The following is a 26,314-nucleotide window of genomic DNA, read 5'->3' as shown; positions in this document are numbered from 1 at the left end:
CCAAACCCCGGCTGAGCCGGTATTAGGGTGTGGCCTGGCCCGCCTCCGGCGGGCCCGTTCATCGCCCGGGGGTCTCGTGGACCGTGCCGGGCATGCGTTCACCACCCCAGATCAGGAGGCGCCGTGAAGAAGACGGCACGAGTGGCAGCGCTCATCGGAGCAGCTGCCCTGACCTTGGCCGGCTGCGGCGACCGCGGCACCGCCACCGAGAGCACCGACACCCCCGCGGAGTCGACCTCGTCGTCTTCGTCGGCCCCGGCCCAGTCCAACCCGGACTTCAAGGCCTGCATGGTCTCCGACTCCGGCGGCTTCAACGACAAGTCGTTCAACCAGACCTCGCACGACGGTCTCGTGCAGGCCAAGACCGACCTCGGCATCACGACCGCGGAGGTCGAGTCGCAGTCCGACTCCGAGTACGCCGACAACATCGACGCCCTCGTGCAGCAGAACTGCAACAGCATCACCACCGTCGGCTTCCTGCTCGGCGAGGCCACCGAGAAGTCCGCGAAGGCCAACCCCGACATCGACTACTCGATCGTCGACTTCGCCTACGACAAGCCCGCCAAGAACCTCAAGGGCCTCGTCTTCAACACCGCCGAGCCCTCCTACCTCGCCGGCTACCTCGCCGCGGGCATGTCGAAGACCGGCACCGTCGGCACCTTCGGCGGTCTGAACATCCCGACCGTGACCAGCTTCATGACCGGCTACGTGCAGGGCGTGGAGAAGTTCAACGAGGACAACGACGCGGACGTCCAGGTCGTCGGCTGGGACCCGAAGACCCAGAAGGGCTCGTTCACCGAGGACTTCGAGGACAAGACCAAGGGCCTCACCGTCGGTCAGAACATGATCCAGCAGGGCGTCGACGTGATCTTCCCGGTCGCCGGCCCCGCCGGCCTCGGTGGTCTCCAGGCCGCCCAGGACAACGACGCCTACGCGATCTGGGTGGACACCGACGGCTGCGAGTCGGCCGCTGAGTTCTGCGACACCCTGCTGACCTCGGTCGTCAAGGGCATGGACGTCGCCGTCGAGCAGGCCATCACGGACTCGCTGGAGGGCAAGTTCACCAACGAGCCCTACGTCGGTACGCTCGCGAACGACGGTGTGGGGATCGCCCCGTACCACGACCTCGACGCCGAGGTCCCGCAGGACCTGAAGGACAAGGTCGAGGAGCTCAAGCAGCAGATCATCTCCGGGGAGCTCAAGGTCGGCTGACCTCGGCCGGCAGGCCGCAAGGCCTGACCTGAGCTGGATCCGCACGCAGCATCCGGCGTCGGGGCGGGGGAGCGATATCCTCCGCCCCGACGCTGTTTCTGTCATCGTCGTGTCGCGCGTCGCGCCCGTCCGCGGGCGGAGGAGGCAATTCCTGTGGAGCTAGAGATCCGTGGTCTCACCAAGAGATTCGGCTCCTTCGTCGCGAACGACGACATCACCCTCACCATCGAGCCGGGTGAGATCCACTGCCTGCTCGGGGAGAACGGCGCCGGCAAGTCGACGCTGATGAACATGCTCTACGGGCTCCTCGAGCCGAGCGAGGGGGAGATCCTCCTCGACGGGGAGCCGGTGCACTTCACCTCGCCCGGTGACGCCATCGAGGCCGGCATCGGGATGGTGCACCAGCACTTCATGCTGGTCCCGGTGTTCAGCGTCGCCGAGAACGTCATGCTGGGTCGCGAGCAGACCCGCGGGCTGGGCGTGCTGGACCGCGGCAAGGCCGCGACCCTGGTGCGCGGCCTCTCCGAGCGCTACAAGCTCGCCGTCGACCCGAACGCCCTGGTCGAGGAGCTCCCGGTCGGCGTCCAGCAGCGCGTCGAGATCCTCAAGGCCCTCGCCAACGAGGCCAAGGTGCTGATCCTCGACGAGCCCACCGCGGTGCTCACCCCGCAGGAGATCGACGAGCTGATGGAGATCATGCGCTCGCTCAAGGCGCAGGGCACCTCGATCGTCTTCATCACCCACAAGCTTCGCGAGGTGAAGGCGATCGGCGACCGGATCACGGTGATCCGTCGCGGCAAGGTGGTCGGGACCGCACCGCCGTCGGCCTCCGAGACCGAGCTCGCCGAGATGATGGTCGGCCGGGCGGTCAGCCTCAAGGTCGACAAGACCGTCGCCGAGCCCGGTGCGCCGGTGCTCGAGGCGCGTGGCATCACCGTCGTCGACGCCCGCGGCCACGCGGTCGTCAAGTCCGTCTCGTTCGAGGCCCGCGCCGGGGAGGTGCTCGGCATCGCCGGCGTCCAGGGCAACGGCCAGACCGAGCTGATCAAGTCGCTGCTGGGGCTCGTGAAACCGGACGCCGGCCAGGTCCTCGTCGACGGCAAGGACATCTCCAGCCACGGCCCGCGCGAGAGCCTGGCCCAGGGCATCGGCTACATCCCCGAGGACCGCTCCCACGACGGCTTCGTCGGCGGGTTCAGCGTCCGGGAGAACCTGGTGCTCGACCTCTACACCCACGACGAGTTCTCCCGCGGACTGGCGCTGCGGCTCGACGCGATCGAGAAGAACGCCGCGGCGCGGATCGAGGAGTTCGACATCCGCACCGAGGACATGGACACCCCGGTGAGCTCGCTGTCCGGCGGCAACCAGCAGAAGGTCGTGGTGGCGCGGGAGTTCTCCCGTTCGCTGAAGGTCCTGGTCGCCTCGCAGCCCACCCGCGGCGTCGACGTCGGCTCCATCGAGTTCATCCACAAGCGGATCATCGAGGAGCGCGACAAGGGCACCGCGGTGATCATCGTCTCCACCGAGCTCGACGAGATCTTCGCGCTCTCGGACCGGATCGCGGTGATGTACGACGGCCGGATCGTCGGCACCGTGAGCCCGGACATCGCCCGCGAGGAGATCGGTCTGATGATGGCCGGAGCCGGCCGCGCGACCCGGAAGGACGCCCAGGATGTCTGAGACCCCCGAGCGGGGCGGCCGGACGTCGACCGTCGCGAGCTGGCTGCCCAGCATCAAGGTGACCGCGGCGGCGATCTTCCTCGCCCTCCTGGTCGGAGCGGTCCTGATCGCCTTCAGCGACCGGCAGGCGGTGGAGTCGCTGCGCTACTTCTTCAGCTACCCCTGGGACTTCTTCCGCTACGCCGGGGAGGCGATCATCCAGTCCTACTGGGCGCTGCTCACCGGCGCCGTCGGGTCCTGGAAGGCGATCACCCAGACCCTGGAGCGCGCCGCACCGCTGATCTGCGCCGGCCTCGGCGTCAGCCTCGCCTTCCGGGCCGGCCTGTTCAACATCGGCGCCCAGGGCCAGCTGATCCTGGGCGCGATCTGCGCCGGCTACGTCGGCTTCGCCTTCGACCTGCCCCCGGGGCTGCACCTGCTCGTGGCGCTGCTGGCCGGCGTGCTCGGCGGTGCGGTCTGGGGCGGGATCTCCGGCTACCTGAAGGCGCAGACCGGCGCGCACGAGGTGATCACCACGATCATGCTCAACTACGTCGCGAGCTCGGTGCTGCTCTACCTCCTCACCAAGAACGCCTTCCAGCGTCCCGGCAGCGACAACCCCCGCTCGCTGCCCGCGGACGACAGCGCGATGTTCCCGACGATCTTCGGCGTCCACACCGGCGTGGTGGTGGCCGTGCTCGTCGCGGTCGGCGTGTGGTGGTTGCTCGAGCGGAGCACGCTCGGCTTCGAGATGCGCGCGGTGGGCGCCAACGCGGACGCCGCCCGGACCGCCGGGATGAGCCTCGCCAAGGTCTACACGTTGGCGATGCTGGTCGCCGGGGGGCTGGCCGGCCTCGCCGCCACCCAGCAGATCCTCGGCCACCACGACTCGCTGACGGCGAACGTCGCGGGCTCGATCGGCTTCGACGCGATCACCGTGGCGCTGCTCGGTCGGGCCACCCCGCTCGGCACCGTGCTGGCCGGACTGCTCTTCGGCGCGCTCTCGGCCGGCGGGGTGCAGATGCAGGCGAGTGCGGCGGCCACGCCGCTGGCGCTCACCCAGGTGCTGCAGGCGCTGATCGTGCTGTTCGTCGCGGCGCCCGCCCTGGTGCGGGGCGTCATGCGGTTCAAGGACACCGGTGGCGGCGCCACCGTGATGGCGAAGGGATGGGGCTCGTGAGCACCCGCGTCGAACAACCGCCCGCAGCGGCGGCGGAGGCACCAGCGATCCGGGACCGGGCCGACGTCCGCCGCCAGGTCAAGCTCGTCGTGGTGCTCGCGATCGCCGCGGGGCTGCTGCTCTACTTCGCGCTCTCGATCGACAACGCGACGGTCAAGTACGTCCTCGGCGACCGGGTCTCGGCCGAGTTCCCGGCCAAGGACCTCGCCGCGAAGCCGGTCGTCTGGGTCTCGTTCGCGCTGGTCCTCGGTGCGCTGGTGCTCGCCGCACTCAACCGGCTGCCCCGCGGCTGGGTCGCCACCACGGCGTACGTCGTCAGCGGGCTGGCCTTCTACGCCGGCTTCATCGTCTGGGCCTACTCCGACCAGGGCGAGGGCGCCTTCCAGGCCGCCATCGCCAACCCGCTGCCCGGCACCATCGAGATCGGCACCCCGCTGGTGCTCGGCGCCCTGGCCGGTGTGATGTGCGAGCGGGCCGGCGTCATCAACATCGCCATCGAGGGCCAGTTCCTGGTGGGCGCCTTCTTCGCCTCGGTGGCCGCCAGCCTCGCCTTCAGCGCCTACATGGGTCTGGTCGGCGCGGTCATCGCCGGCGTCGGGATCGCCGCGCTGCTGGCGCTGTTCGCGCTGCGCTACCAGGTGAACCAGGTGGTGCTCGGCGTCGTGCTGATCGCGCTGGCCTCCGGGCTGACCGCGTTCCTGCTCAGCCAGATCCCCAGCGACCCGGCGATCAAGCAGTACCTCAACGAGCCGCCGCGGCTCGAGGAGCTCCCGATCCCGGTGCTCTCCGACCTGCCCGTCGTCGGTCAGGCGCTGTTCAACCAGACCCTGCTGGTCTACCTGATGTACGCCTCGATCTTCGTGGTCACGTTCGTCCTGTTCCAGACCCGCTGGGGGCTGCGGGTCCGCTCGGTCGGCGAGCACCCGATGGCCGCGGACACCGTCGGCATCAAGGTCAACCGGGTCCGGTGGCAGGCGGTGCTGTTTGGTGGTGTCTTCGCCGGTCTCGGCGGCGCCTACTACACCGTCGGCTCGACCGGCGCCTTCGACCGCGACCTGTCGGCGGGCAACGGCTTCATCGCGCTGGCCGCGGTGATCATGGGCCGCTGGCACCCCGTCGGCGCGACGTTCGCGGCGCTGTTCTTCGGCTTCATGACGAACCTGCAGTTCCAGCTGGCGCTCGTGGACAAGATCCCCACCCAGTTCCTCGGCGCGACGCCGTACCTCGCCACGATCATCGCGGTCGCCGGCTTCGTCGGTCGGGTCCGCCCGCCGGCCGCCGACGGCGAGCCCTACGTGAAGAGCTGACCGGTGGCCGACGACTTCGACTGGCCAGCGCTCACCGACGAGGCGCGACGGATCAGCCGCAACGCCTACGCGCCCTACTCCCACTACCCGGTGGGGGCCGCCGCGCTCGCCGACGACGGCCGGCTGCTGACCGGCTGCAACGTGGAGAACGCGGCGTACGGCGTGACCCTGTGCGCCGAGTGCGGGCTGGTCTCGAGCCTGGTGGCGACCGGGGGCGGCCGGCTCACCCACTTCGTCTGCGTGAACGGCGCCGGCGAGGTCATCATGCCGTGCGGCCGGTGCCGCCAGCTGCTGTTCGAGCACGGCGGCAACGAGCTGTTGCTGCTCACCGTGCGGGGGGTGCGGCCGATGAGCGAGGTGCTCCCGGACGCGTTCGGCCCCGACGACCTGACCCGCTGAACCCGTCCTTCCGAGCCGAGGAGTCCCATGGCTGAGCTGCACGACGCCGTCGAGGTCATCACCACCAAGCGTGACGGTGGTGCGCTGAGCGACTCCCAGATCGACTGGGTGGTCGACGCGTACACCCGCGGGGCGGTGGCCGACGAGCAGATGTCTGCGCTGGCGATGGCGATCCTGCTCAACGGGATGTCGCGCCCGGAGATCTCCCGCTGGACCGCGGCGATGATCGCCTCGGGGGAGCGGATGGACTTCTCGGCGCTCTCACGCCCGACGGCCGACAAGCACTCCACCGGCGGGGTGGGCGACAAGATCACCCTGCCGCTCGCGCCGCTCGTCGCGGCCTGCGGCGTCGCGGTTCCGCAGCTGTCCGGGCGCGGTCTCGGCCACACCGGCGGCACCCTCGACAAGCTGGAGGCGGTGCCCGGCTGGCAGGCCTCGCTGTCCAACCAGGCGATGCTGCGCCAGCTCGAGGAGATCGGCGCCGTCATCTGCGCGGCCGGAGCCGGCCTGGCGCCCGCGGACAAGAAGCTCTACGCGCTGCGCGACGTCACCGGCACGGTCGAGGCGATCCCGCTGATCGCCAGCTCGATCATGAGCAAGAAGATCGCCGAGGGCACCGGCGCGCTGGTGCTCGACGTCAAGGTCGGCAGCGGCGCGTTCATGAAGAGCCTGGAGCGGGCCCGCGAGCTCGCCGAGACGATGGTGGCCCTGGGCACCGACGCGGGCGTCACCACCGTCGCGCTGCTGACCGACATGTCCACGCCGCTCGGGCTGACCGCCGGCAACGCCCTCGAGGTCCGCGAGTCGGTCGAGGTGCTCGCCGGCGGCGGCCCCGCCGACGTCGTCGAGCTGACGGTCGCGCTGGCCCGGGAGATGCTCACCGCCGCCGGGGTCGCCGACGTCGACCCCGCCGACAGGCTGGCCGACGGATCGGCCATGGACGTCTGGAGGCGGATGATCGCGGCCCAGGGCGGCGACCCCGACGCGCCGCTGCCGGTGGCGCGGGAGACCCTCGTGGTGCCGGCACCGGCGAGCGGGGTGCTGACCCGCCTCGATGCGATGGCGGTCGGGGTGGCCGCCTGGCGGCTCGGCGCCGGCCGGGCCCGCAAGGAGGACCCGGTGCAGGCCGGCGCGGGCGTGGAGCTGCACGCCAAGCCCGGCGACACCGTCGTGGAGGGGCAGCCGTTGCTGACGCTGCACACCGACGAGCCCGACCGGTTCGACCGGGCGCAGGCCGCGCTCGACGGGGGCGTCGAGGTCGCGCCGGCCGGGACGTCGTACGCACCGGCCTCGATCGTCATCGACCGCGTCTCCGCCTGAGGCCGCCCGCCCCGGTCAGGGGAAGAGGTGTCCGGTTCGGGCCTTGCGGTCACCGAGGAGGCGGAGCAGGCTCGTTGGTGGGACCTCCGGGGACGTCCCGAGGTCCCACGACGAGGAGGGCCGACATGGTGGAGCAGGCAGCACGGTCGCCGGTGATGGTGGCGACCGAGATTTTCGACGCGTTGAAGCGGCACGACCTGGACGGGATGCAGCTGCTCGCCCATGACGACGTGGACGACCACTTCGTCGCGGTCGGCCACTTCCGCGGCCGGAAGCAGGTGCGGGAGTTCTTCGACGAGCTGCTGGGCGCTGTCCCGGACCTCGACATCGAGGTGCTCGAGATGGTGGGCGACGACAGGCGCGCGGTGGTCCAGTGGCAGGCCACCGGCACGTTCACGGGCACGTCGTTCCAGGGCGTGCATGCGACCGGCCGCGGCGTCGACCTGCTCGGCTGCGACGTGATGACCTTCGAGGACGGCAAGCTCCGGCGCAACACCATTTACTACGACGGTCTGACCTTCGCCCGTCAGATCGGCTTCCTGCCGCGCGAGGGCTCGGCTGCCGACAAGGCGATGACCGCAGCGTTCAACGCCAGCGTCGACGTACGCGCCCGGCTCCGCAAGCAGCACGAGGCGCCGGCGAAGAAGGACGTCGCCTAGAGGGGCTCAGGCGCCTGGTTCAGGGGAGCAGCAGCACGACGCTCTCCGCGACGCAGGCCGGCTTGTCCGAGCCCTCCAGCTCGACGACGTACCGCAGCACCATCTGCTTGCCGGCCGGCACGTCGCTCACCTCGACCACGGACACGTGGGCGCGGACGCGCGAGCCGACCGGCACCGGCGTGGGGAACCGGACCTTGTTGACGCCGTAGTTGAGCTTGGCGCCGGGGGTCTCGAGCGCGAAGACCTGGCTGCCCAGCCACGGCACCAGGGACAGCGTCAGGTAGCCGTGCGCGATCGTGCCACCGAACGGTCCTGCCTTGGCCCGCTCGACGTCCACGTGGATCCACTGGTGGTCGCCGGTGGCGTCGGCGAAACGGTCGACGCGGTCCTGGTCGATGGTGACCCAGTCGCTGGTGCCGAGCTCCTTGCCCGTCGCGTCGGCGAGCTCCTCGAACGTGGTGAAGGTGCGCATGCCGGTGTGCCTCCTGCGGGTGACGGCGTCTGGTGCTGGTTGGATGGGACGTATGTCCGAACCTATCGGTGAGCAGATCCGCCGCGCTCCCAAGGTGCTGCTTCACGACCACCTCGACGGCGGGCTGCGCCCGCAGACCATCCTCGACCTGGCTCCGGAAGGGCACCTGCTGCCGGCCGGCGACGCCGGGTCGCTCGGCCGCTGGTTCGAGGAGGCGGCGAGCTCGGGGTCGCTGGAGCGCTACCTCGAGACCTTCGACCACACCGTCGCGGTGATGCAGACCGCCGACAACCTCCGCCGCGTCGCCCGCGAGTGCGTGGCCGACCTGGCCGAGGACGGCGTCGTGTACGCCGAGGTGCGCTACGCGCCCGAGCAGCACCTCGAGGGCGGCCTGGCCCTGACCGAGGTCGTCGAGGCGGTCCGGGACGGCTTCGCCGAGGGCGAGCAGCAGGCCCGCGACGACGGCAGCCCGATCGTGGTCCGGCAGCTGCTGACCGCGATGCGGCACCAGGCGCGCTCGCAGGAGATCGCCGAGCTGACCGTGGCCTACCGCGACCAGGGCGTGGTCGGCTTCGACATCGCCGGCGCGGAGGCGGGCTACCCGCCCACCCGGCACCTGGACGCCTTCGAGTACCTCCAGCGCGAGAACGCGCACTTCACCATCCACGCCGGCGAGGCGTTCGGGCTGCCCTCGATCTGGCAGGCCATCCAGTGGTGCGGCGCCGACCGGCTCGGCCACGGCGTCCGGATCATCGACGACATCAGCGTCGGCCCGGACGGCTCGCCGCGGCTGGGCCTGCTAGCCTCCTACGTGCGGGACAAGCGGATCCCGCTGGAGATGTGTCCCTCGTCCAACGTGCAGACCGGCGCCGCGACCTCGATCGCCGAGCACCCGATCGCGTTGCTCACCAAGCTGCGGTTCCGGGTCACCGTCAACACCGACAACCGGCTGATGAGCGGCACCTCGATGAGCCGGGAGATGACGCTGCTCGCCGACGCGTTCGGCTACGGGATGGCCGACTTCCGCTGGTTCACCATCAATGCGATGAAGTCCGCGTTCCTGCCCTTCGACGAGCGCCTCGCGCTGATCGACGAGGTCATCAAGCCGGCGTACGCCGTCCTCGGCGCGATGAGCTGAGCAAGGCCGGGCCGGCGCTCAGCCCTGGCTGCCCAGCCAGTCGCTGTAGAAGATCCCGAGGGCGGCCGCGGCGCAGACTCCGGCGATGATCCAGAAGCGGACCACCACCGTCACCTGCTCCCAACCGAGCAGCTCGAAGTGATGATGGAGCGGGGTCATGCGGAAGATCCTCCTGCCCACGCCGGTGGTGCGCCTGGTCAGCTTGAACCAGGACACCTGGAGCAGCACCGACCCGGTGACGGCCACGTACAAGCCCCCCAGGACGATCAGCAGCAGCTCGGTCCGCGTCAGCAGCGCCAGGCCGGCCATGGCTGCCCCCAGGGCGAGGGAGCCGGTGTCCCCCATGATGATCTGGGCGGGGGAGGCGTTCCACCACAGGAACCCGAAGCAGGCGCCCGCCAGGGCGGCCGCGACCGTGGCCAGGTCCAGCGGGGAGGCCACCTGGTAGCACAGGCCGTTCGCTCCGTTGGCGGATCCGCACGAGTGGCTGTTCTGCCAGACGCCGATGACGGCGTAGGCGGCGAAGACCATCGTGGCACTGCCGGTGAGCAGCCCGTCGAGACCGTCGATGAGATTCGTGGCGTTGCTGGTCCCGCTCACCATGAACCAGATCAGCACGATGACGATCACCCAGGGCAACGCCGGTCCGACGTCACGCGCGAACGACAGCCGGTGAGAGACAGTGGCTGCCGCCCCGTCGCCCAGGACGGGCTGGAGCGCCAGGAACCCGAAGGTGAGACTCACAACGGTCTGGCCCACCAGCTTGGCCTTGCTCCGGAGCCCGAGGCTGCGCTGCTTCCTGACCTTGATGAAGTCGTCGAGGAACCCCACCCCGGCCATGCCCACCAGGAGGAAGAGCACCAGGAGCGCGGACCGCGACGGTAGGTCCCACGTCAACAGCTTGGCGAACGCGTAGCCGATCACCACCGAGACCACGACGGCGGCGCCACCCATCGTGGGGGTGCCCCTCTTCACGTGGTGCGTCTGGGGACCGTCCTCGCGGATCAGCTGCCCCAGACCCCAGGCAGCGAACTGCCGGATCGCCCAGCGAGTGCTGAACAGCGACACGATGAGCGCGCACAGGCCGCTCAGCAGGATGGCCTTCAACCCGAGTCCAAACCGATCGTGTGGGGCTTTCCGTCAGGACCGTCACGGTCTCAGCGGCTCGCCTTGGACAGAACCTACAAACCAGACCACATCGACCGTTGCTCGGCAAACCCATCGGCGGGTGTCGGACTGAACTCACCCGCCCTGGCGCAGGAGCTTCCGCAGGGCGAAGTAGGTCAGCAAGGCAGCGACCACCGGGACCGCCATCCCCCAGGTGTCGGCGCTGTCCCCCCAGGGCAGCGGCAGCAGCACGGCGCTCTGGCAGGTCGTCGGTCCACCTTCGGCCGACATGCACACCGCGGGCCAGAATGCGACGAGGACGATCGTCGCTGCTGTCCAGGGAGCGAGTGTGCGCACGTCCGGATGATAGGGGTCGCCGACCTCGCTGCGCGTCAGCTTGCGTGTTCCCGCACGAAGCTCGCGATCACGCCGGCGTACTCCTCGGGCTCCTCGTGGTACGCGAAGTGCCCGGAGCCGGCGAAGGTGTGGACGGCGCCCCGCGCGACTTCAGTGCGGTACGTCTCGACGACTTCGGGTGGGACGACCAGGTCGCTCCTGCCGTGCACCAGGAGGCTGGGCACCCGGAGTCCGGCCAGCAGGTGCACCTGGGGCTGGTACATCGCGTCGAGCAGCGGCTGGTGCGACATCCCGCGGGCCCACTGCTGCTCGGTGAAGCCTGCGCTCTCCATCAGCTCCTCGAAGGCACGCGCGGACTCCGGCGTGTGGAAGAACAGGTCGAGGTAGGACTCGTCCAGCTCCTGCATGACGAGCCTCGACTCGTCTGCCGCGGTGATGCGCCCGGGCTTCGCAGCGAGGTGACGGCACGCTGCTGCCGCTTCCACCTTGCCCGCCTCCTCGAGACGGGCCGCCACGACCGGCAGCCGGAGGCGGTCGGTGAGATCGCCGTCCCAGCACGGGCAGTCGAAGACCACCGCACGCACGGACTCGGGGCACCTGAGGGCGTAGCGCAGCGCGTAGCCACCTCCGGCGGAGTGACCGAGCACCGCCCATGCCTCGATCCCGAGGTGCTCGCGGACCGCTTCGAAGTCGTCGATGAGGACGTCGACGTCGAGCGGCTCGTCGGGGGCACGTCGCCGGACCGCAGCACCCCGCGTTGGTCGACCCCCACGAGCCTGATGCTCCGCCCGAGGCGATGACCCTGAGCCGCCATGAAGTCCCAGCAGCTCTGGCCAGGACCGCCGTGCAGGTAGACCATCGGGGGCGACGTGGCCTCACCGCGCTGGTCGACGAAGACCTCGACGCCTCTCACCGGGACCATCTCGGACCGTTGCATCATCTCGTTCCCCCTCGCGAGCGCTTCGGCTTGCTACGTCGGCTGCTGGGCGGCGTGCTGCGTGACGTTGATGATCGTTCCGTTCGGGTCGCGCACGAAGAACCTTCGCAGCCCCCACTCCTCGTCGGTCAGGGGGTAGGTGATCTCGGCACCCGCGGCGACGGCCCGGGCGTGGACCTCGTCGACGTCGTCCACCTCGATGGACACGGCGGGATGATGGTGGGCCTTGATGTCCAACGCCATGACGCTGAGCTGGACCTCGCGCTTGTCGGTGCCGAAGAAGAGGATCCAGTCCAGTCCGTCACCACCCTCGAGCCCGATGACGCCGTTGTAGAAGGCGCGACTCGCCTCGAAGTCACTCGAGAGGATGTTCGGCTTGATGCGCTGCACGGCCATGGGGGGACCTTACGACGTCCGCGAGCGCCTAGATTGGCGGTCGTGGACTTCGTCGTCGCCGAGAGCGACCAGATCGACGCCGAGACCCGGGTGGCGCTGCGGGACCTGTGGCGCCGGGCCTTCGATGGTCGGTTCAGCGACGACGACGCCGACCATGCGTACGGCGGTGTGCACGTGCTGGCGCGGGACGGGGACCGGTTGGTCGGCCATGCCAGCGCCGTGCCCCGCCGGATCAGGTTCGGGGACCAGGCGTGGCGAGGCGTCGGCTACGTGGAGGCCGTCGCCACCGATCCTGACCGTCAGGGTGAGGGCATCGGGCGCGCGACGATGCAGACGCTCCAGGCGGAGATCGCCGAGCGCTGGCCGGCAGCGCTGCTCTCGACCGGGCGCGCGACGGGCTTCTACGAGAGGCTCGGCTGGGAGAGGTGGCGGGGCGTGTCGTACACCCAGACGGCGACGGGTGCCTTCCCGGACGGCGAGCACGGCGGGCTGATGGTGCTTCGCCTCGAGCCCTCCGTCGTCCCGGATCTGTCCGTCACGGTGACCTGCGAGGACCGACCCGGCGACGCCTGGTGAGGGAGTCAGTGGCGGCGGAGGGTGCGGCCGTCGGGCAGCATCCGGCCGCCCAGGAGCGCCACCAGGGAGCCGCTGTCGGCCCGGACGAGCCGGCCGTCCCCCCAGCTCCAGCCGGTGTCGGAGGCCTCGAGCCGGACCCCGGACAGGTCGAGCCCGAACACGGCGCCGTGGGCGGCGGTGAGCTGGTCGAGGACGGTCGTGGTGGCCTCGGTCGGTGCCACCGCCGGCCGGCCCAGCGCGATGGTCACGTCCAAGGAGTGGATGACGGCGTGGCTCAGTGCGCCGGCGGCGCCGCCACCGGGCGGCTGCCACGCGTGCAGGCTCGGTGACCTGAGCTGGTCGAGCAGGTCGGCGACCGGCAACGAAGCGTCCCGTGCGGCCACCGTGTCGGAGAGCACGGTGAAGTCGCCGCCGGCCGCGACCATCTCGGCGCCGAACTGCGTCGGGGTCAGCCGCACCGGCATGGTCATGTGCGCGACCACGTGACGCACCGACCACTTCTCGCACAACGACGGTGCGTCCCAGGTGTCGACCGGCTCGGCGGCGAGGAGGTCTGCGAGCCGGTCGTAGGTCGGCGCCACCCACAGCTGTGGATCGGTCACGATCGGTCTCCCTGCAGGCGGTGGGCGAGGTGCTGCTCGAGCTTGTCGAGAGAGGTGAGGAACCCGGCGCGGGCCTCGGGCCGGCGCATCGGCTCGGGAACGTGTCGCTGATGGATGACCACCTCGGTGGTGCCGTCGCCGAGGTCGTTGAGCGTGCTGGTGGTGTGCATCCCGCTCGCCGGCTCGACCCAGCCGAGCCGTTCGGGAGCGACGACGTCGGTGAAGGTGGCGATCATCCGGTGGCTGCCGTGCTCGCCCAGCATCAGGGTCTCGAACCGGCCACCGGGACGGAGCTCTACGACGATGCCGTCGAACGGGGTGGTCATGCCGCTCGGGCCCCAGAACTGCGCCAGCTCGGCGGGCTCCGTGAGGCACCGCCACACCAGCTCGCGCGGTGCGTGGAGGACCCGCCGGTAGATGAGCTCGTCGTCGTTCATTTCTCCGGACCTTCCTGCAGGCGGGCGAGGTGCGTCTCCAGGCGGTCCAGGCGCTCCGACCAGGCGCGCCGGCTCTCCTCGATCCAGCTGAGCGCGGCCTCGAGAGCCGCGGGCTCGAGTCGACACGGCCGCGTCTGCCGGTGCCGTCCCTGGCTGATCAGCCCGGACCGCTCCAGCACCCGGATGTGCTGCGAGACAGCCTGCATGCTCATCGCGTACGGCTCCGCGAGCTCCTTGACGGTCGCCTCGCCGGCGCTCAGCCGGGCCACGATGTCTCGCCGGGTGTGGTCCCCGAGCGCCGTGAACACGGCGTCGAGCTGGGTGTCCTCGGCAGTGGTCTCCATGCTTTTACTCAAGCATTTGCTTGATCAAGTGTCAACTAGAGGATGTTGCGCTCTTCCTCGCCGTCATGCCCGCCCTGGTCGTCCTCTTGCCCCCGCCTAGGGGTCGCGTCACGCCAGCTGGTCGCGGCGCCGGGTCAGGTAGGCGGTCTCGGCGGTGTTGCCCGCCAGCTCGATGCCCCGGTCGTACGCCGCCCGCGCCTGCCGGCTGCGGCCCAGCCGGCGCAGCAGGTCGGCGCGGGTCGCGTGAAAGGCGTGGTAGCCGGCCAGCGTCTCCTCGAGACGGTCGACGGCGGCCAGCGCCACCTCCGGACCGTCCAGCTCGGCGACCGCGACGGCCCGGTTGAGGGCGATGATCGGCGAGGGGTCCAGGCGGACGAGCTGGTCGTAGAGGGCGAGGACCTGCGACCAGTCGGTGTCGCGCGCGTCGCGGGCCGAGGTGTGCACGGCGTTGATCGCCGCCAGGATCTGGTAGCGACCCGGAGCCACGCCAGTCGCCAGGCGCTCGCGCACCAGCCGGTGACCTTCGGCGACCATCGCCGCGTCCCAGGCGCCACGGTCCTGCTCGCCGAGTGTGACCAGCTCGCCGGTCGCGGAGACCCGGGCGGTACGGCGGGCCTCGGTGAGGAGCATCAGCGCCAGCAGCCCGGCCACCTCACCGTCCTCCGGGAGCAGGGTACGGATCATGCGGGTCAGCCGGATCGCCTCGGCGGTCAGGTCCCGACGTACCGGATCGGTGTCGGGACCGCTGGCCAGGTAGCCCTCGTTGAAGACCAGGAAGAGGACCGCGAGCACTCCGGCCACCCGGGCCGGGAGGTCCTCCGTGGACGGCACCCGGTACGGGATGCGAGCCACCTTGATCTTCGCCTTCGCCCGGGTGATGCGCTGGCCCATGGTGCTCTCCTGCACCAGGAAGGCATGGGCGATCTCGGGCACGGTCAGACCGCCGACCAGGCGCAGCGTCAGCGCCACCCGGGCCTCCATCGAGAGCGACGGGTGGCAGCAGGTGAAGATCAGCCGGAGCCGCTCGTCGTCGACCGCGCCGAGAGGCTGGGGCGGGTCGTCGGCGTACAGCACCTGAGCCTCCCTCTGCTTGGCGTCGCGCTTGTTCTCCCGCCGGATCCGGTCGATCGCCTTGCGGGTGGCGGTGGTGGTCAGCCAGGCGCCCGGGTTCGGGGGTACGCCGTCGGCCGGCCACCGCTCGACGGCGGTCGCGAACGCCTCGGCCGCCGCCTCCTCGGCGAGGTCGAGGTCACCGAAACGCCGGGTCAGGGAGGCGACCACCCGCGCCCACTCCTCGTGGTGCACCCGGGTGATCGCGTCCGCGACCTCGACCGGGTTCACAGGAACGGTCGCACCTCGACCTTCCGGTTGCAGCACTTCGACCCCTCGGCGGCGAGCGCCAGCGCCACGTCGAGGTCGGCGGCCTCGATGATCCAGAAGCCGGCCAGGTACTCCTTCGACTCCACGAAGGGGCCGTCGGTGAACACCGCTTCGTCACCCCGGTTGTCGATGACGGTCGCCGGGTCGGGCGACCCGAGGCCGCCGGCGAAGACCCAGTGGCCCTCGGCCCGGAGCCGGTCGTTGAACGCGCCGATGTCGGCCTCCTCGGTCGGGGTGGCCAGGCCGGTGCCGTCGTCGATCACGGAAACCAGGTACTGCATCGCGGATCATCTCCTGTGCCGTGGGGCGCCCCTGCCGGGCAGCCGCTCACTCCTGCTACGAACGACCCCGCCCGGATCCGACACCGGACCGCGCACCTGTTCTCCCACCACGCTGGTGCGGCGGTGCGGCGCATCCGCCGACGGTGCTGCGCCACGCCACGAAGCCGCCGCAGAGGTCGGTGGCGTTGACGAGACCGAGCAGCTGCAGCGTGCGTGCGGCCAGGCTCGAGCTGTAGCCCTCGTTGCAGACCAGCACCACGCGACGCTCCGGATCGTCGGCGATCGCGAGCCGGTGCGGGCTCGTAGGGTCGAGCCGCCACTCGAGCACGTTGCGGTCGACGACCACGGCGCCCGGGAGCTCGCCGTCGCGCTGCCGCTGCTCGAGGGGGCGGATGTCGACGACCAGGGCGCCGGCCGCCCGGGCGGTCTCGAGCTCCTCGGGCCGGACCCGGCGCAGGCTGCTGCGGTTCTCCGCCAGCAACCGGCTGATCGCGGACCCGTCGTCGGCACTCATGCGGCGAGGATACGAAACCGCCGAGCCGGCCGGCTGTCCGCGGTCACGACTCAGGCCCGGGGACGCTGGTCGGAGATCCGCTTCGCCTTGCCCAGCGACCGCTCCAGCGCACCGGGCTCGAGCACCTCGACCTCGATCCCGACGCCGACCGTGCCCCGCACGTGGTGCACCAGCTCCGCGGCCAGCGCCCTCCACCGGGCTGCCGGCGTGTCGGCGTGCGCCTCGACGCGGACCGTCAGCACGTCGAGGTGGCCGGGCCGGGTGAGCACGCACAGGTAGTGCGGGCTCAGCCCCTCGACCTTGAGGATCTGCTCCTCGATCTGGGTCGGGAAGACGTTCACGCCGCGGACGATCATCATGTCGTCGCTCCGGCCGGTGATCTTCTGCATCCGCCGGAACGCCGGGAACGCGGTGCCCGGCAGCAGCCGGGTGAGGTCCCGCGTGCGGTAGCGCACGACCGGCATCGCCTGCTTGGTGAGGCTGGTCAGCACCAGCTCGCCCTCCTGCCCGTCGGGCACCACCTCGAGGGTGAACGGGTCGATGACCTCGGGCAGGAAGTGGTCCTCCCACAGGTGCAGGCCGTCCTTGGTGGAGACGGCCTCCTGCGAGACGCCGGGACCCATCACCTCGGAGAGCCCGTAGATGTCGACGGCGTCCAGGCCGGCCCGGCGCTCGACCTCCAGCCGCATCTCGTTGGTCCACGGCTCGGCCCCGAAGATGCCGATCTCGAGGCTGGTACGCCGGGGGTCCACGCCCTGCCGCTCCATCTCGTCGAGGATGGCCAGGAAGTACGACGGGGTCACCATGATGATCCGGGGCCGGAAGTCCAGGATCAGCTGCACCTGCCGCTCGGTCATCCCGCCGGACACCGGCACCACCGTGCAGCCGAGCCGCTCCGCGCCGTAGTGCGCGCCCAGCCCTCCGGTGAACAGCCCGTAGCCGTAGGCCACGTGGACCAGGTCGCCCCGGCGACCTCCCGCGGCGTGGATCGAGCGGGCCATCAGGTCCGCCCACGTGTCGAGGTCCTCGGCGGTGTAGCCCACCACGGTGGGCCGCCCGGTCGTGCCCGACGACGCGTGGATGCGCGCGACCTGCTCCCGGGGCACCGCGAACATGCCGAACGGGTAGTTCTCGCGCAGGTCCTCCTTGGTGGTGAACGGGAACCGGGCGAGGTCGCCGAGCGTGAGCAGGTCCTCGGGGCGGACCCCGGCGCGGTTGAAGGCGCGGCGGTAGTGCGGGACCAGCTCGTAGGCGCGGGTCAGCGTGACGCGGAGGTGGTCCAGCTGGGCCGCGCGGAGCTCGTCCAGCGACAGGTCGGGCATCGGGAACGTCATCGTGGTCCTCCTCGGGAGTTCACCTTCGCACGTCAGGTGCGGGCGTGGACCAGAGATCTGATCCGGTCGAACGCCTGCTCCGGCGGCATTGCCGCACAGCCCACCTGCACGGCGTGAGCCACGATGCGCGGCTCCTCGCGCATCAGACGCAGTCCGCGCCGCACGAGCAGCAACGGTGGCTTGCGGTGCTCGCGCAGGTCCCGGCTGAGCCGGCGCCAGAAGGTGACGGCCGGATGGTTGCGGACGCACAGCGCGTCGGCCAGGATCCCGCGGGCCCGGCACGCCGCCACCACCTCCTGGGCGAAGATGCCCTCGGCCACCAGCAGCGGCGCGCCGGCCAGCTCGAAGCGCCGGTGCCCGATCCGGCCGTCCCGGGAGATGTCGTAGACCGGCACGTCGGCGCCGCCGTCGCGGCAGATCCGTTCCAGGGCGTCGGTCGCCTCCTCGCCCAGCCAGGAGTCCGGGTGGTCCCAGTCGGGCTGTGCGGGCCGGCCGGCACCGGGGAGCATCGGCAGCGTCGGGTCCCCGCCGCTCTTGTAGTAGTCGTCGAGGTTGACCGTCGGCAGCCCCAGGTGCTCGCCCACCCGTCGGCAGAGCCGGGACTTCCCGGACCCGGAGGGCCCGGCCAGGACGATCACCTTCGCGTGCACCGGAGCATTCTGCCCGACGCGGTCGGTACGCCCGCCGCGGGGACCGGCCGCTCAGATCCCGATCGGGTGCCAGACGGTCTTGGTCTCCAGGAACGTGGTCATCGCCTCGAGCCCCGGCTCGGGCGTCCAGTCGGGCTCGGCGGCCGGTGCCCGGCGGACCCGCTTCAGGTTCTCCGCGGCCGCCACCTCCAGCGCGGTCGCGGTCTCCGGGTCCCCGGCCAGGCCGGTGAGGTCGATCGCGTTCACGTCCATGTGCGAGGCGAGCGTCGGCGTGGTGTCCGCGAGCGCGCCGGTGAGCACGTTGACCACACCGCCCGGCACGTCGGAGGTGGCCAGCACCTCCGAGAGCGTGATCGCGGGCAGCGGCCGGGCGCTCGAGGTGGCGACCACACAGGTGTTGCCGGTGACGACCACCGGGGCGACCACGCTGACCAGGCCGAGCAGCGAGGACTGCTGCGGCGCGACGACCGCGACGACGCCGGTCGGCTCGGGCAGCGAGAAGTTGAAGTACGGCCCCGCCACGGGGTTGGTGCCGCCGACCACCTGGGCGATCTTGTCGGCCCAGCCGGCGTACCAGACCAGCCGGTCGACGGAGAGGTCGACCGCCGCCTCGGCGGCGCGCTTGCCGGAGCCCTCGGAGCGCTGCACCTCGTCGACGAACTGGGCGCGGCGGCCCTCGAGCACCTCGGCGATCCGGTAGAGGACCTGACCGCGGTTGTACGGCGTGCGCGCCGACCAGCCGGGGAATGCCTTGCGGGCGGCCTGGACGGCGTCGCGGGCGTCCTTGCGGGAGGCCGCCGAGGCGTTGGCGAGGAAGGTGCCCTTGGCGTCGTTGACGACGTAGGAGCGGCCCGACTCGGAGCGCGGGAACGCGCCGCCGATGTAGAGCTTGTAGGTCTTGCGGACCTCGAGCCGGCCGCCGCGGGCCTCGGAGGAGGAGATCGGTGTCATCGGATGTAGCCCTCCAGGCCGTGACGGCCGCCCTCGCGGCCGTAGCCCGACTCCTTGTAGCCGCCGAAGGGGCTGGTGGGGTCGAACTTGTTGAACGTGTTGGCCCACACCACGCCGGCGCGCAGCTGGTTGGCCACCCACAGGATCCGGGAGCCCTTGTCGGTCCAGATGCCGGCGGAGAGGCCGAACGGGCTGTTGTTGGCCTTCTCGACCGCCTCGGCCGGGGTCCGGAAGGTCAGCACGGACAGCACCGGGCCGAAGATCTCCTCGCGCGCGATCCGGTGGGCCTGGGTGACGCCGGTGAAGACCGTCGGCGGGAACCAGAAGCCGGTGCCGGGCAGGTCGCACGGCGGCGACCACCGCTCGCCGGGGCCGCCGGCCAGCTCGGTCTCACCGACGTCGGCGAGCTCGCGGATCTTGGCCAGCTGCTCGGCGGAGTTGATCGCCCCGACGTCGGTGTTCTTGTCCAGCGGGTCCCCGACCCGCAGCGTCGCCATCCGCCGCTTGAGCCGCTCGAGCAGCTCCTCGGCGATCGACTCCTGGACCAGGAGCCGGGAGCCGGCGCAGCAGACGTGGCCCTGGTTGAAGAAGATCCCGTTGACGATGCCCTCGACGGCCTGGTCGACGGGCGCGTCGTCGAAGACGATGTTGGCGGCCTTGCCGCCGAGCTCGAGCGTCACCCGCTTCTCGGTGCCGGCGACCGTCTTGGCGATCGAACGGCCGACCTCGGTGGAGCCGGTGAAGGCCACCTTGTCGACGTCGGGGTGCGCGACGACCGCACGGCCGGTGTCGCCGGCGCCGGTGACGATGTTCACCACGCCGGGCGGCAGGTCGGCCTGCTGGCAGATCTCGGCGAACAGCAGCGCGGTGAGCGGCGTGGTCTCGGCCGGCTTGAGCACCACGGTGTTGCCGGTGGCCAGGGCGGGCGCGATCTTCCAGGCCAGCATCATCAGCGGGAAGTTCCAGGGGATCACCTGGCCGGCGACCCCGAGCGGCTGCGGGTCGTCGCCGAAGCCGGCGTGACCGAGCTTGTCGGCCCAGCCGGCGTAGTAGAAGAAGTGCGCGGCGGCCAGCGGTACGTCGACGTCGCGGGACTCGCGGATCGGCTTGCCGTTGTCGATGCTCTCCAGCACCGCGAGCTCCCGGGAGCGTTCCTGCAGGATCCGCGCGATCCGGAAGAGGTACTTCCCGCGCTCGCGGCCCGACATCTTCGACCAGACCCGGGTGTAGGCCCGGCGGGCGGCCGCCACCGCCCGGTCGACGTCCGCCTCGGAGGCCTCGGCGACCTCGGCGAGCACCTCCTCGGTGGCCGGGGAGATGGTCTTGAAGGAGCGGCCCTGCGCCGGGTCCACGAACTCGCCGCCGATGAACAGCCCGTAGGAGGAGCGGATGTCCACGACGGCGCGGGACTCCGGCGCCGGGGCGTAGTCGAAGATCGCCGCCGGGCTGGTCGCGCCGGTGCCCGCCGCCGCGGTGCCGGGGGTGCTGATGTCGTCGTTGGCCATCGATCAGTCCAGGGTGAAGTAGTCGGGGCCGGAGTAGCGGCCGGTGCGCATCTTGGTCCGCTGCATGAGCAGGTCGTTGAGCAGGGTGGAGGCGCCGAAGCGGAACCAGTCGGGGGAGAGCCAGTCCGGTCCGGCCACCTCGTTGACCATCACGAGGTACTTGATCGCGTCCTTGGCCGAGCGGATCCCGCCGGCCGGCTTCACCCCGACCATCGCGCCGGTGGCCTCACGCCAGTCGCGGACCGCCTCGAGCATCACCAGCGTCACCGGGAGGGTGGCGGCCGGCTGCACCTTGCCGGTCGAGGTCTTGATGAAGTGCGCGCCGGCCAGCATCGCCAGCCAGGAGGCGCGGCGGACGTTGTCGTAGGTCTGCAGCTCCCCGGTCTCGAAGATCACCTTGAGGTGCGCTTCGGAGCCGTCGGGCCGCCGGCACGCCTCGCGGACCGCGACGATCTCCTCGTAGACGTCGAGGTAGCGGCCGGCCAGGAAGGCGCCGCGGTCGATCACCATGTCGATCTCGTCGGCGCCGGCCTCGACCGCGTCGGCGGTGTCCATCAGCTTGATGTCGCGGGCCGCGCGACCCGAGGGGAAGGCGGTCGCGACCGCGGCCACGTTCACCGCGTCGCCGACGACCTCCTTGGCGGTCGCCACCATGTCGGCGTACACGCACACCGCGGCGGTCGAGGGCGCGCTCGGGTCGGCGGGGTCGGGACGCAGCGCCTTGGTGCACAGCGCGCGCACCTTGCCCGGAGTGTCCTGCCCCTCCAGCGTGGTCAGGTCCACCATCGAGATCGCCAGGTCCAGGGCGACCGCCTTGGCCGTGGTCTTGATCGACCGGGTGCCGAGCATCGCCGCCCGGGCCTCCGCGCCGACCTGGTCCACACCCGGCAGTCCGTGCAGGAACCGACGCAGCGAGGCGTCGGAGGAGGTCGCGCCGGCGAGGTCGTCCGGAACGCCGGACGCGTGCCGGCGGCCCTCGCTGGGGGTCAGGGTGCTGCTCACCGGGTCAGCATAGGTGCGCCCCCGTGGTTGCGGGAAAACGACGGGCAGCAGGCACAATCGGGGTCATGAGCAGCCCGCCGTCCTCCCCGGACCCTTCTCGCCCGGTGGAGCGCTTCAAGCCCACCAGCGGGGTGCTGCTCGGCTACACCGGCCTGGCCGCGACCGTGTTCCTGCTGGGCTACGTCGTCGTCTACGCCCGCTCGGTGGACGGCCTGCGGCTCGCACTGGGCGCCGTCCTGTTCGGTCTCCTCGTCTGGGTCAGCCAGCTGCGGCCGCGGGCCACGGCGTACCGGCGGCACGTCGTGCTGAAGAACATGGTCCGCGACGCGCACGTCCCCCTCGCTGCCGTCGACGAGATCTCGGTCGGGCAGACGCTGAACCTGTGGGTCGGTGAGAAGCGCTACGTGTGCATCGGGATCGGCAACTCGATCCGCGAGGAGGTCCGCTCGCGTCGTCGCCGCGACCAGCCCCTGGGCACCAGCCGACTCACCGAGTTCGCGCTGCGCGCCGACCGGGCCAACAACGACGAGCGGGCGATGTCCTACCAGACCTTCGTGGTCACCCGCCTCGAGGAGCTCGTGGACGAGGCCCGCCGGGAGACCCGTGGCCAGGAGGCCGGCCAGGCACGGTACGTCCTCGCCTGGCCGGAGGTGGCCGCGCTGTCGGTGACCACCGTCGCGTTCCTGGTCACGCTGCTCCTCTAGCCGCTAGCCCTCCAGGTCCAGCGCCGCCGCCAGGTCGGCACGGATCGCGTCCAGCCGGCCCGCCGCGGCGATCCGGGCGGCGTCGACCGCGCCCTGCTCGGCGTCGCGCCCGCCCTCGACCGCGACCACGACCTCGAGGTAGGCCTTCAGCTTCGGCTCGGTACCGGAGGGGCGCACCACCACCCGGGCCCGGTCGGCGAGACGGAAGCGCAGGCCGTCGGTCGGCGGCAGGTCGGCGCTGCCCTCGGCGAGGTCGTCGACCTGCTCCACGGCGAGGCCGCCGAGCCGGGTCGGCGCGGTGCTGCGGAGCCGGGCCATCGCGTCGGTGATCCGGGCCGGATCGCTCACCCGCACCGAGAGCTGGTCGGTGGCGTGGAGGCCGTGCTCGCGGGCGATCTCGTCGAGCCGGTCCTGGAGGGTGCGTCCCTCGGCCTTGAGCGCGGCCGCGAGCTCCGCGATCCGCAGCAGCGCGCTGACCCCGTCCTTGTCCCGGACCAGCTCCGGCGCGACGCAGTAGCCGAGCGCCTCCTCGTAGCCGAAGGCCAGCCCCTCCACGCGTCCGATCCACTTGAAGCCGGTGAGCGTCTCATGGTGCGGCTGGCCGTGGGACTGCGCCAGCCGCCCGAGCAGCGAGGACGAGACGATCGAGCACGCGTAGACCCCCTGCACGCCGGCGCGGAGGAGCGCGTCGGCGAGCAGCACCCCGACCTCGTCGCCGCGCAGCGTGCGCCAGCCGTGCGGCCCCGGGACCGCGACCGCGCAACGGTCGGCGTCCGGGTCGTTGGCGACCACCAGGTCCGCACCGACCTCGGCGGCCACCTCGGTGGCGAGGTCCATCGCGCCGGGCTCCTCCGGGTTCGGGAACGCGACGGTGGGGAAGTCCGGGTCGGGCTCCGCCTGCGCCTTGGTCAGGTGCGCGGCCGGGAAGCCGGCCCGCTCCAGCACCCGGGCCACCGACTCCCCGCCGACCCCGTGCAGCGGGGTGTAGACGAGCGAGAGGTCGCGCGGGCCGCCGGGGGAGAGCAGGCCGGCGACGTCGTCGAGGTAGCGCTCCACGACCTCGTCGTCGAGCGTGGTCCAGCCCTCCCGAGCGGCACGTCGGAGAGCGCGCCCACCGCGTCGATCCGGGCGGAGATCTCCTCGTCGGCGGGCGGCACGATCTGGCTGCCGTCGCCGAGGTAGACCTTGTAGCCGTTGTCCTGCGGCGGGTTGTGCGAGGCGGTCACCATCACCCCCGCCACGCAGCCGAGCGCCCGGATCGCATAGGCCAGCACCGGCGTCGGCAGCGGCCGGGGCAGCACCAGCGCCCGCAGCCCGGCACCGCGCATCACCGCGGCGGTGTCGCGGGCGAACACGTCGGAGTTGTGCCGGGCGTCGTAGCCGACGACGACGGCGTCCCCCGGCCCGGCGCCGTGCGCCTGCAGGTACGCCGCCAGCCCGGCCGCCGCCCGGATCACCACCACCCGGTTCATCCGGTTCGGGCCGGCGCCGAGCGCACCCCGCAGCCCGGCGGTGCCGAACTCCAGCCGCCCGGAGAACCGGTCGGCCAGGTCGGCTCCCTCGGCCCCGGCCGGGTCTGCCGCGACCGCGGCGAGCAGCTCCTCGAGCTCGGCCCGGGTCCGGTCGTCGGGGTCCTCGGCGGCCCAGGCGCGGGCACGCCCGAGCAGCTCGGTGCGGTCGGGACGGTCGGCGGCTGCGCTCATGGGCGGAAGGCTAGCCTCCCCGCCCGGCCGGGCACCGGACCGCCGGCTCAGCCCTCCCCGAGGGCCGGGCGGTAGAACGCCTCGGTGGCCTGGGGGCCGCCGACGAGCGCGGCCTCCGCCGGGTCCTCGGGCCGCGCGGCGATCCGGTCGGCGAAGGTCTCCGCGTCGTCCTCCGGGTGGTAGCCGAGGGCCCGGCCCGCGGCCAGGTCCCACCAGCCGCGGCTGTTCGCAGAGACGCCGTACAGCACGGCGAAGCCGGGGTCGGGAGCGGTGAGGCACGCCTGCACCATCCGCACCGCGTCGTCGGGGGAGAGCCAGGTCGACAGCTGGCGCACCGTCTCGGGCTGCGGCAGGAAGCTGCCGATCCGGCAGGCCAGCGCGTCGATGCCGTAGCGGTCGGCGTAGAGGCCCAGCAGCGCCTCCCCGGCCACCTTGGCCACGCCGTAGAAGGTGTCGGGCCGGGGGAGCACGTCGGTGGCCAGGCTCTCGCAGCGGCGGACCCGGCCGACCGCGTGGTTGCTGCTCGCGTAGACCATCCGGGTCACGCCGTGGCCGACCATCGCGTCGAGCAGCGCTCCGGTGGTCACCACGTGGCTGTGCAACGCCACCGGCAGCGAGGACTCGGTGGGGATCCCGGCGAGGTGGACGACGGCGTCGAGCGGCCCGGTCCGGGTCTCCGCGGCGAACACCGCACCCACGGCGTCCGGGTCGGCGCAGTCCGCGGTGTGCCAGCTGTCACCGGTGAACCCCTCCGGCACGGGAAGCAGGTCGACGGCCACCACCTCGTGCCCGCGGTCCGTCAGGCCGGCGCTGAGGACCGTGCCGATGCTGCCCGCGGCGCCGGTGAGCAGGACGCGCATGGCCTCAGATCCGCGGCACGACGGCGCCGAGGAGGTCGCCCATCCGGGTGGCGGCGGCCCGGCCGGCCTCGAGCACCTCGGCGTGGTTCAGCGGCTCGCCGGTGATGCCGGCCGCCAGGTTGGTCACCAGCGAGATGCCGAGCACCTCCAGCCCGGCCTCGCGGGCAGCGATCGCCTCGAGCACGGTGGACATCCCGACCAGGTCGCCACCGAGGGCGCGGACCATCCGGATCTCGGCCGGCGTCTCGTAGTGCGGGCCGGGGAACTGGACGTAGACCCCCTCGTCGAGGCCCGGCTCCACCTCCCGGCAGAGCTGCCGCAGCCGGCTGCTGTAGAGGTCGGTGAGGTCGACGAAGTTCGCGCCCTCGATCGGCGAGGTCGCCGTCAGGTTCAGGTGGTCGCTGATCAGCACCGGGGTGCCGGGCTGCCAGGTCTCCTTGAGGCCGCCGCAGCCGTTGGTCAGCACCACGACCTCGCAGCCCGCGGCGGCGGCGGTCCGGACCCCGTGCACCACCGAGCGCACCCCGAGGCCCTCGTAGAAGTGCGTCCGGCCGAGGAAGACCAGCAGGTTCTTGTCGCCGGCGCGCACCGACCGGATCTTGCCGGCGTGCCCGGCCACGGCCGGCGGCGCGAAGCCGGGCAGGTCGGTGGTGCTCAGCTCGGCGGTGGCCTCGCCCAGCGCGTCCACCGCGGGCAGCCAGCCCGACCCCATCACCAGGGCGACGTCGTGGGTCTCGACCCCGGTCAGCTCCCGCAGTCTGGCGGCGGCGTCGCGGGCGGCCCGGGAGGCGCTTTCGGGGGCGCGCTCGGCGCCGGTGCTCTCACTCACGCGGGGCAGCGTAACGGCTGTGTCAGTGGCCCAGGGACCGGCAGGGCCGCGAGCGCAGCGCCGCGACGTAGTCGTCGGGGGCGTCGGCCGCCTGCGCCGCCTCGGCGATGATGCCGAGGTAGATCGCGGAGGGCAGGCCGCCCTCGTAGGCGTCGAGCACGTAGGTCCACGCCACCTGCTCGCCGATCAGCGTGTCCACCCGCACCCGGGTCCGGCGGTAGAGCCCGGAGTCCGCGCTCTCCCACGAGTCGAGGCGCCCGGCGTCCTCGTCGCTGACGTCGTAGAGCGCGACGAAGACCTGCTCGATCGGGTCCTCCACCAAGGTGGCGAGCGCGCCGTCCCAGCCGAGGTCCTCCCCGCCGAAGGTGAGCCGCCAGCCCAGCAGCCAGCCGGTGGTGCGCAGCGGGGAGTGCGGGCAGCGCTCACCCATGCGGCGGGGATCCATGTTGGACCCGTAGGCGGCGTACAGGGGCACGGGAGGAGCGTAGTGGCAGCGCTG

The 26,314-nt window shown here is 71.7% G+C and carries 29 protein-coding genes and 1 pseudogene; 10 read left to right on the top strand and 20 right to left on the bottom strand.

Translation table 11 applies throughout. The annotated features are described in order from the left end of the window. Positions 1-123 precede the first annotated feature (123 nt). The 7 genes from H9L09_RS04645 to H9L09_RS04615 all read left to right on the top strand — a co-directional run bounded on the left by H9L09_RS04645 (position 124) and on the right by H9L09_RS04615 (position 7,736). The gene (locus H9L09_RS04645) at positions 124-1,212 is read left to right on the top strand and encodes a BMP family lipoprotein (RefSeq protein ID WP_187579554.1); all 1,089 of its coding nucleotides are present in this window, start codon (positions 124-126) and stop codon (positions 1,210-1,212) included. A 153-nt stretch (positions 1,213-1,365) separates the two neighbouring features. Then, positions 1,366-2,892, top strand: a complete 1,527-nt coding sequence (locus tag H9L09_RS04640; RefSeq protein WP_187579553.1) for an ABC transporter ATP-binding protein — start codon at positions 1,366-1,368, stop codon at positions 2,890-2,892. Continuing rightward, a complete protein-coding gene (locus H9L09_RS04635; RefSeq protein ID WP_187579552.1) occupies positions 2,885-4,051 on the top strand; it encodes an ABC transporter permease in 1,167 nt (388 codons plus the stop codon). The genes H9L09_RS04640 and H9L09_RS04635 overlap by 8 nt, the downstream gene beginning before the upstream one ends. After that, positions 4,048-5,358, top strand: coding sequence for an ABC transporter permease (locus H9L09_RS04630; RefSeq protein ID WP_246456267.1), 1,311 nt, complete (start codon positions 4,048-4,050; stop codon positions 5,356-5,358). The genes H9L09_RS04635 and H9L09_RS04630 overlap by 4 nt, the downstream gene beginning before the upstream one ends. A gap of 3 nt (positions 5,359-5,361) precedes the next feature. Then, the gene (locus tag H9L09_RS04625) at positions 5,362-5,757 is read left to right on the top strand and encodes a cytidine deaminase (RefSeq protein WP_187579550.1); all 396 of its coding nucleotides are present in this window, start codon (positions 5,362-5,364) and stop codon (positions 5,755-5,757) included. A 27-nt stretch (positions 5,758-5,784) separates the two neighbouring features. Then, positions 5,785-7,077, top strand: coding sequence for a thymidine phosphorylase (locus H9L09_RS04620; RefSeq protein WP_187579549.1), 1,293 nt, complete (start codon positions 5,785-5,787; stop codon positions 7,075-7,077). 125 nt (positions 7,078-7,202) lie between these two features. Next, positions 7,203-7,736: an ester cyclase gene (locus H9L09_RS04615; RefSeq protein WP_187579548.1), complete on the top strand. Its 534-nt coding sequence runs from the start codon at positions 7,203-7,205 to the stop codon at positions 7,734-7,736. Positions 7,737-7,755: 19 nt separating this feature from the next. Here the strand turns inward: H9L09_RS04615 and H9L09_RS04610 are convergent, their stop codons facing one another. After that, positions 7,756-8,208, bottom strand: a complete 453-nt coding sequence (locus tag H9L09_RS04610) for a MaoC family dehydratase (RefSeq protein WP_187579547.1) — start codon at positions 8,206-8,208, stop codon at positions 7,756-7,758. A gap of 52 nt (positions 8,209-8,260) precedes the next feature. Here H9L09_RS04610 and H9L09_RS04605 point away from each other — a divergent pair, with 52 nt between their 5' ends. Then, positions 8,261-9,346: an adenosine deaminase gene (locus H9L09_RS04605; protein WP_187579546.1), complete on the top strand. Its 1,086-nt coding sequence runs from the start codon at positions 8,261-8,263 to the stop codon at positions 9,344-9,346. A gap of 18 nt (positions 9,347-9,364) precedes the next feature. On the opposite strand, the gene mraY is transcribed toward H9L09_RS04605, so the two are convergent. The 4 genes from mraY to H9L09_RS04585 all read right to left on the bottom strand — a co-directional run bounded on the left by mraY (position 9,365) and on the right by H9L09_RS04585 (position 12,143). After that, entirely contained in the window at positions 9,365-10,453 is a 1,089-nt protein-coding gene (gene mraY / locus H9L09_RS04600; protein ID WP_187579545.1) for a phospho-N-acetylmuramoyl-pentapeptide-transferase, read from the bottom strand. A gap of 135 nt (positions 10,454-10,588) precedes the next feature. Continuing rightward, complete coding sequence (locus tag H9L09_RS04595) at positions 10,589-10,810, bottom strand: hypothetical protein (RefSeq protein WP_187579544.1); 222 nt, start codon at positions 10,808-10,810, stop codon at positions 10,589-10,591. 35 nt (positions 10,811-10,845) lie between these two features. Further along, on the bottom strand, positions 10,846-11,634 hold the full coding sequence (locus H9L09_RS04590; RefSeq protein ID WP_246456445.1) for an alpha/beta hydrolase: 789 nt from the start codon (positions 11,632-11,634) through the stop codon (positions 10,846-10,848). 146 nt (positions 11,635-11,780) lie between these two features. Then, the gene (locus tag H9L09_RS04585) at positions 11,781-12,143 is read right to left on the bottom strand and encodes a VOC family protein (protein WP_187579543.1); all 363 of its coding nucleotides are present in this window, start codon (positions 12,141-12,143) and stop codon (positions 11,781-11,783) included. 42 nt (positions 12,144-12,185) lie between these two features. Between H9L09_RS04585 and H9L09_RS04580 the strand changes: the two genes are divergently transcribed. After that, complete coding sequence (locus H9L09_RS04580; RefSeq protein WP_187579542.1) at positions 12,186-12,719, top strand: GNAT family N-acetyltransferase; 534 nt, start codon at positions 12,186-12,188, stop codon at positions 12,717-12,719. A gap of 5 nt (positions 12,720-12,724) precedes the next feature. Here H9L09_RS04580 and H9L09_RS04575 read toward each other — a convergent pair whose 3' ends face one another. The 11 genes from H9L09_RS04575 to deoC all read right to left on the bottom strand — a co-directional run bounded on the left by H9L09_RS04575 (position 12,725) and on the right by deoC (position 21,719). Continuing rightward, the gene (locus tag H9L09_RS04575) at positions 12,725-13,321 is read right to left on the bottom strand and encodes a maleylpyruvate isomerase family mycothiol-dependent enzyme (protein ID WP_187579541.1); all 597 of its coding nucleotides are present in this window, start codon (positions 13,319-13,321) and stop codon (positions 12,725-12,727) included. Further along, a complete protein-coding gene (locus H9L09_RS04570; RefSeq protein ID WP_187579540.1) occupies positions 13,318-13,758 on the bottom strand; it encodes an SRPBCC family protein in 441 nt (146 codons plus the stop codon). The genes H9L09_RS04575 and H9L09_RS04570 overlap by 4 nt, the downstream gene beginning before the upstream one ends. Beyond that, positions 13,755-14,102 carry an ArsR/SmtB family transcription factor gene (locus H9L09_RS04565; protein WP_187579539.1) on the bottom strand — a complete coding sequence of 116 codons (348 nt, stop codon included), beginning with the start codon at positions 14,100-14,102 and terminating at the stop codon, positions 13,755-13,757. Before H9L09_RS04565 ends, H9L09_RS04570 begins: the two co-directional genes overlap by 4 nt. 108 nt (positions 14,103-14,210) lie before the next feature. After that, positions 14,211-15,443: an RNA polymerase sigma factor gene (locus H9L09_RS04560; protein ID WP_187579538.1), complete on the bottom strand. Its 1,233-nt coding sequence runs from the start codon at positions 15,441-15,443 to the stop codon at positions 14,211-14,213. Then, on the bottom strand, positions 15,440-15,763 hold the full coding sequence (locus tag H9L09_RS04555) for a YciI family protein (RefSeq protein ID WP_187579537.1): 324 nt from the start codon (positions 15,761-15,763) through the stop codon (positions 15,440-15,442). The genes H9L09_RS04560 and H9L09_RS04555 overlap by 4 nt, the downstream gene beginning before the upstream one ends. 55 nt (positions 15,764-15,818) lie before the next feature. Beyond that, positions 15,819-16,277 carry a rhodanese-like domain-containing protein gene (locus H9L09_RS04550; RefSeq protein ID WP_187579536.1) on the bottom strand — a complete coding sequence of 153 codons (459 nt, stop codon included), beginning with the start codon at positions 16,275-16,277 and terminating at the stop codon, positions 15,819-15,821. Positions 16,278-16,327: 50 nt separating this feature from the next. Beyond that, positions 16,328-17,611 (bottom strand): phenylacetate--CoA ligase PaaK, encoded by a 1,284-nt coding sequence (gene paaK / locus H9L09_RS04545; RefSeq protein ID WP_187579535.1) that lies wholly within the window; start codon positions 17,609-17,611, stop codon positions 16,328-16,330. Positions 17,612-17,643: 32 nt separating this feature from the next. Continuing rightward, positions 17,644-18,261: a uridine kinase family protein gene (locus H9L09_RS04540; RefSeq protein ID WP_187579534.1), complete on the bottom strand. Its 618-nt coding sequence runs from the start codon at positions 18,259-18,261 to the stop codon at positions 17,644-17,646. A gap of 51 nt (positions 18,262-18,312) precedes the next feature. Continuing rightward, complete coding sequence (locus H9L09_RS04535) at positions 18,313-19,212, bottom strand: aldehyde dehydrogenase family protein (protein WP_187579533.1); 900 nt, start codon at positions 19,210-19,212, stop codon at positions 18,313-18,315. Beyond that, the gene (locus H9L09_RS04530; protein WP_223164209.1) at positions 19,209-20,717 is read right to left on the bottom strand and encodes an aldehyde dehydrogenase family protein; all 1,509 of its coding nucleotides are present in this window, start codon (positions 20,715-20,717) and stop codon (positions 19,209-19,211) included. Before H9L09_RS04530 ends, H9L09_RS04535 begins: the two co-directional genes overlap by 4 nt. Positions 20,718-20,720: 3 nt before the next feature. Then, a complete protein-coding gene (gene deoC, locus H9L09_RS04525) occupies positions 20,721-21,719 on the bottom strand; it encodes a deoxyribose-phosphate aldolase (RefSeq protein ID WP_246456266.1) in 999 nt (332 codons plus the stop codon). A 65-nt stretch (positions 21,720-21,784) separates the two neighbouring features. Here deoC and H9L09_RS04520 point away from each other — a divergent pair, with 65 nt between their 5' ends. Then, complete coding sequence (locus H9L09_RS04520) at positions 21,785-22,423, top strand: hypothetical protein (protein ID WP_187579529.1); 639 nt, start codon at positions 21,785-21,787, stop codon at positions 22,421-22,423. A gap of 3 nt (positions 22,424-22,426) precedes the next feature. On the opposite strand, the pseudogene H9L09_RS22745 reads toward H9L09_RS04520, so the two are convergent. From H9L09_RS22745 to H9L09_RS04500, 4 genes and pseudogenes are all read right to left on the bottom strand, one after another. After that, positions 22,427-24,126: pseudogene (locus tag H9L09_RS22745) on the bottom strand (phospho-sugar mutase). Between the two features lie 47 nt (positions 24,127-24,173). After that, on the bottom strand, positions 24,174-24,986 hold the full coding sequence (locus H9L09_RS04510) for an NAD-dependent epimerase/dehydratase family protein (protein ID WP_187579528.1): 813 nt from the start codon (positions 24,984-24,986) through the stop codon (positions 24,174-24,176). Positions 24,987-24,990: 4 nt separating this feature from the next. Beyond that, on the bottom strand, positions 24,991-25,815 hold the full coding sequence (locus H9L09_RS04505) for a purine-nucleoside phosphorylase (protein ID WP_187579527.1): 825 nt from the start codon (positions 25,813-25,815) through the stop codon (positions 24,991-24,993). 22 nt (positions 25,816-25,837) lie between these two features. Further along, positions 25,838-26,290 carry a gamma-glutamylcyclotransferase family protein gene (locus H9L09_RS04500; protein ID WP_187579526.1) on the bottom strand — a complete coding sequence of 151 codons (453 nt, stop codon included), beginning with the start codon at positions 26,288-26,290 and terminating at the stop codon, positions 25,838-25,840. Positions 26,291-26,314 lie beyond the last annotated feature (24 nt).

This window comes from Nocardioides mesophilus (assembly GCF_014395785.1).
Taxonomy (GTDB): Bacteria; Actinomycetota; Actinomycetes; order Propionibacteriales; family Nocardioidaceae; genus Nocardioides_B; species Nocardioides_B mesophilus.
Note: the sequence above shows the minus strand (reverse complement) of the source record. Positions and strands in the feature narration are given on the sequence as shown.

Coding starts and splice junctions, on each gene's coding strand:
- H9L09_RS04530 (WP_223164209.1), bottom strand. CDS start 20,717: ATGGCCAACGACGACATCAGCACCCCCGGCACCGCGGCGGCGGGCACC.
- H9L09_RS04635 (WP_187579552.1), top strand. CDS start 2,885: ATGTCTGAGACCCCCGAGCGGGGCGGCCGGACGTCGACCGTCGCGAGC.
- H9L09_RS04520 (WP_187579529.1), top strand. CDS start 21,785: ATGAGCAGCCCGCCGTCCTCCCCGGACCCTTCTCGCCCGGTGGAGCGC.
- H9L09_RS04565 (WP_187579539.1), bottom strand. CDS start 14,102: ATGGAGACCACTGCCGAGGACACCCAGCTCGACGCCGTGTTCACGGCG.
- H9L09_RS04605 (WP_187579546.1), top strand. CDS start 8,261: ATGTCCGAACCTATCGGTGAGCAGATCCGCCGCGCTCCCAAGGTGCTG.
- H9L09_RS04585 (WP_187579543.1), bottom strand. CDS start 12,143: ATGGCCGTGCAGCGCATCAAGCCGAACATCCTCTCGAGTGACTTCGAG.
- H9L09_RS04555 (WP_187579537.1), bottom strand. CDS start 15,763: ATGCAGTACCTGGTTTCCGTGATCGACGACGGCACCGGCCTGGCCACC.
- H9L09_RS04535 (WP_187579533.1), bottom strand. CDS start 19,212: ATGACACCGATCTCCTCCTCCGAGGCCCGCGGCGGCCGGCTCGAGGTC.
- H9L09_RS04615 (WP_187579548.1), top strand. CDS start 7,203: ATGGTGGAGCAGGCAGCACGGTCGCCGGTGATGGTGGCGACCGAGATT.
- H9L09_RS04620 (WP_187579549.1), top strand. CDS start 5,785: ATGGCTGAGCTGCACGACGCCGTCGAGGTCATCACCACCAAGCGTGAC.
- paaK (WP_187579535.1), bottom strand. CDS start 17,611: ATGACGTTCCCGATGCCCGACCTGTCGCTGGACGAGCTCCGCGCGGCC.
- H9L09_RS04610 (WP_187579547.1), bottom strand. CDS start 8,208: ATGCGCACCTTCACCACGTTCGAGGAGCTCGCCGACGCGACGGGCAAG.
- H9L09_RS04550 (WP_187579536.1), bottom strand. CDS start 16,277: ATGAGTGCCGACGACGGGTCCGCGATCAGCCGGTTGCTGGCGGAGAAC.
- H9L09_RS04510 (WP_187579528.1), bottom strand. CDS start 24,986: ATGCGCGTCCTGCTCACCGGCGCCGCGGGCAGCATCGGCACGGTCCTC.
- H9L09_RS04570 (WP_187579540.1), bottom strand. CDS start 13,758: ATGAACGACGACGAGCTCATCTACCGGCGGGTCCTCCACGCACCGCGC.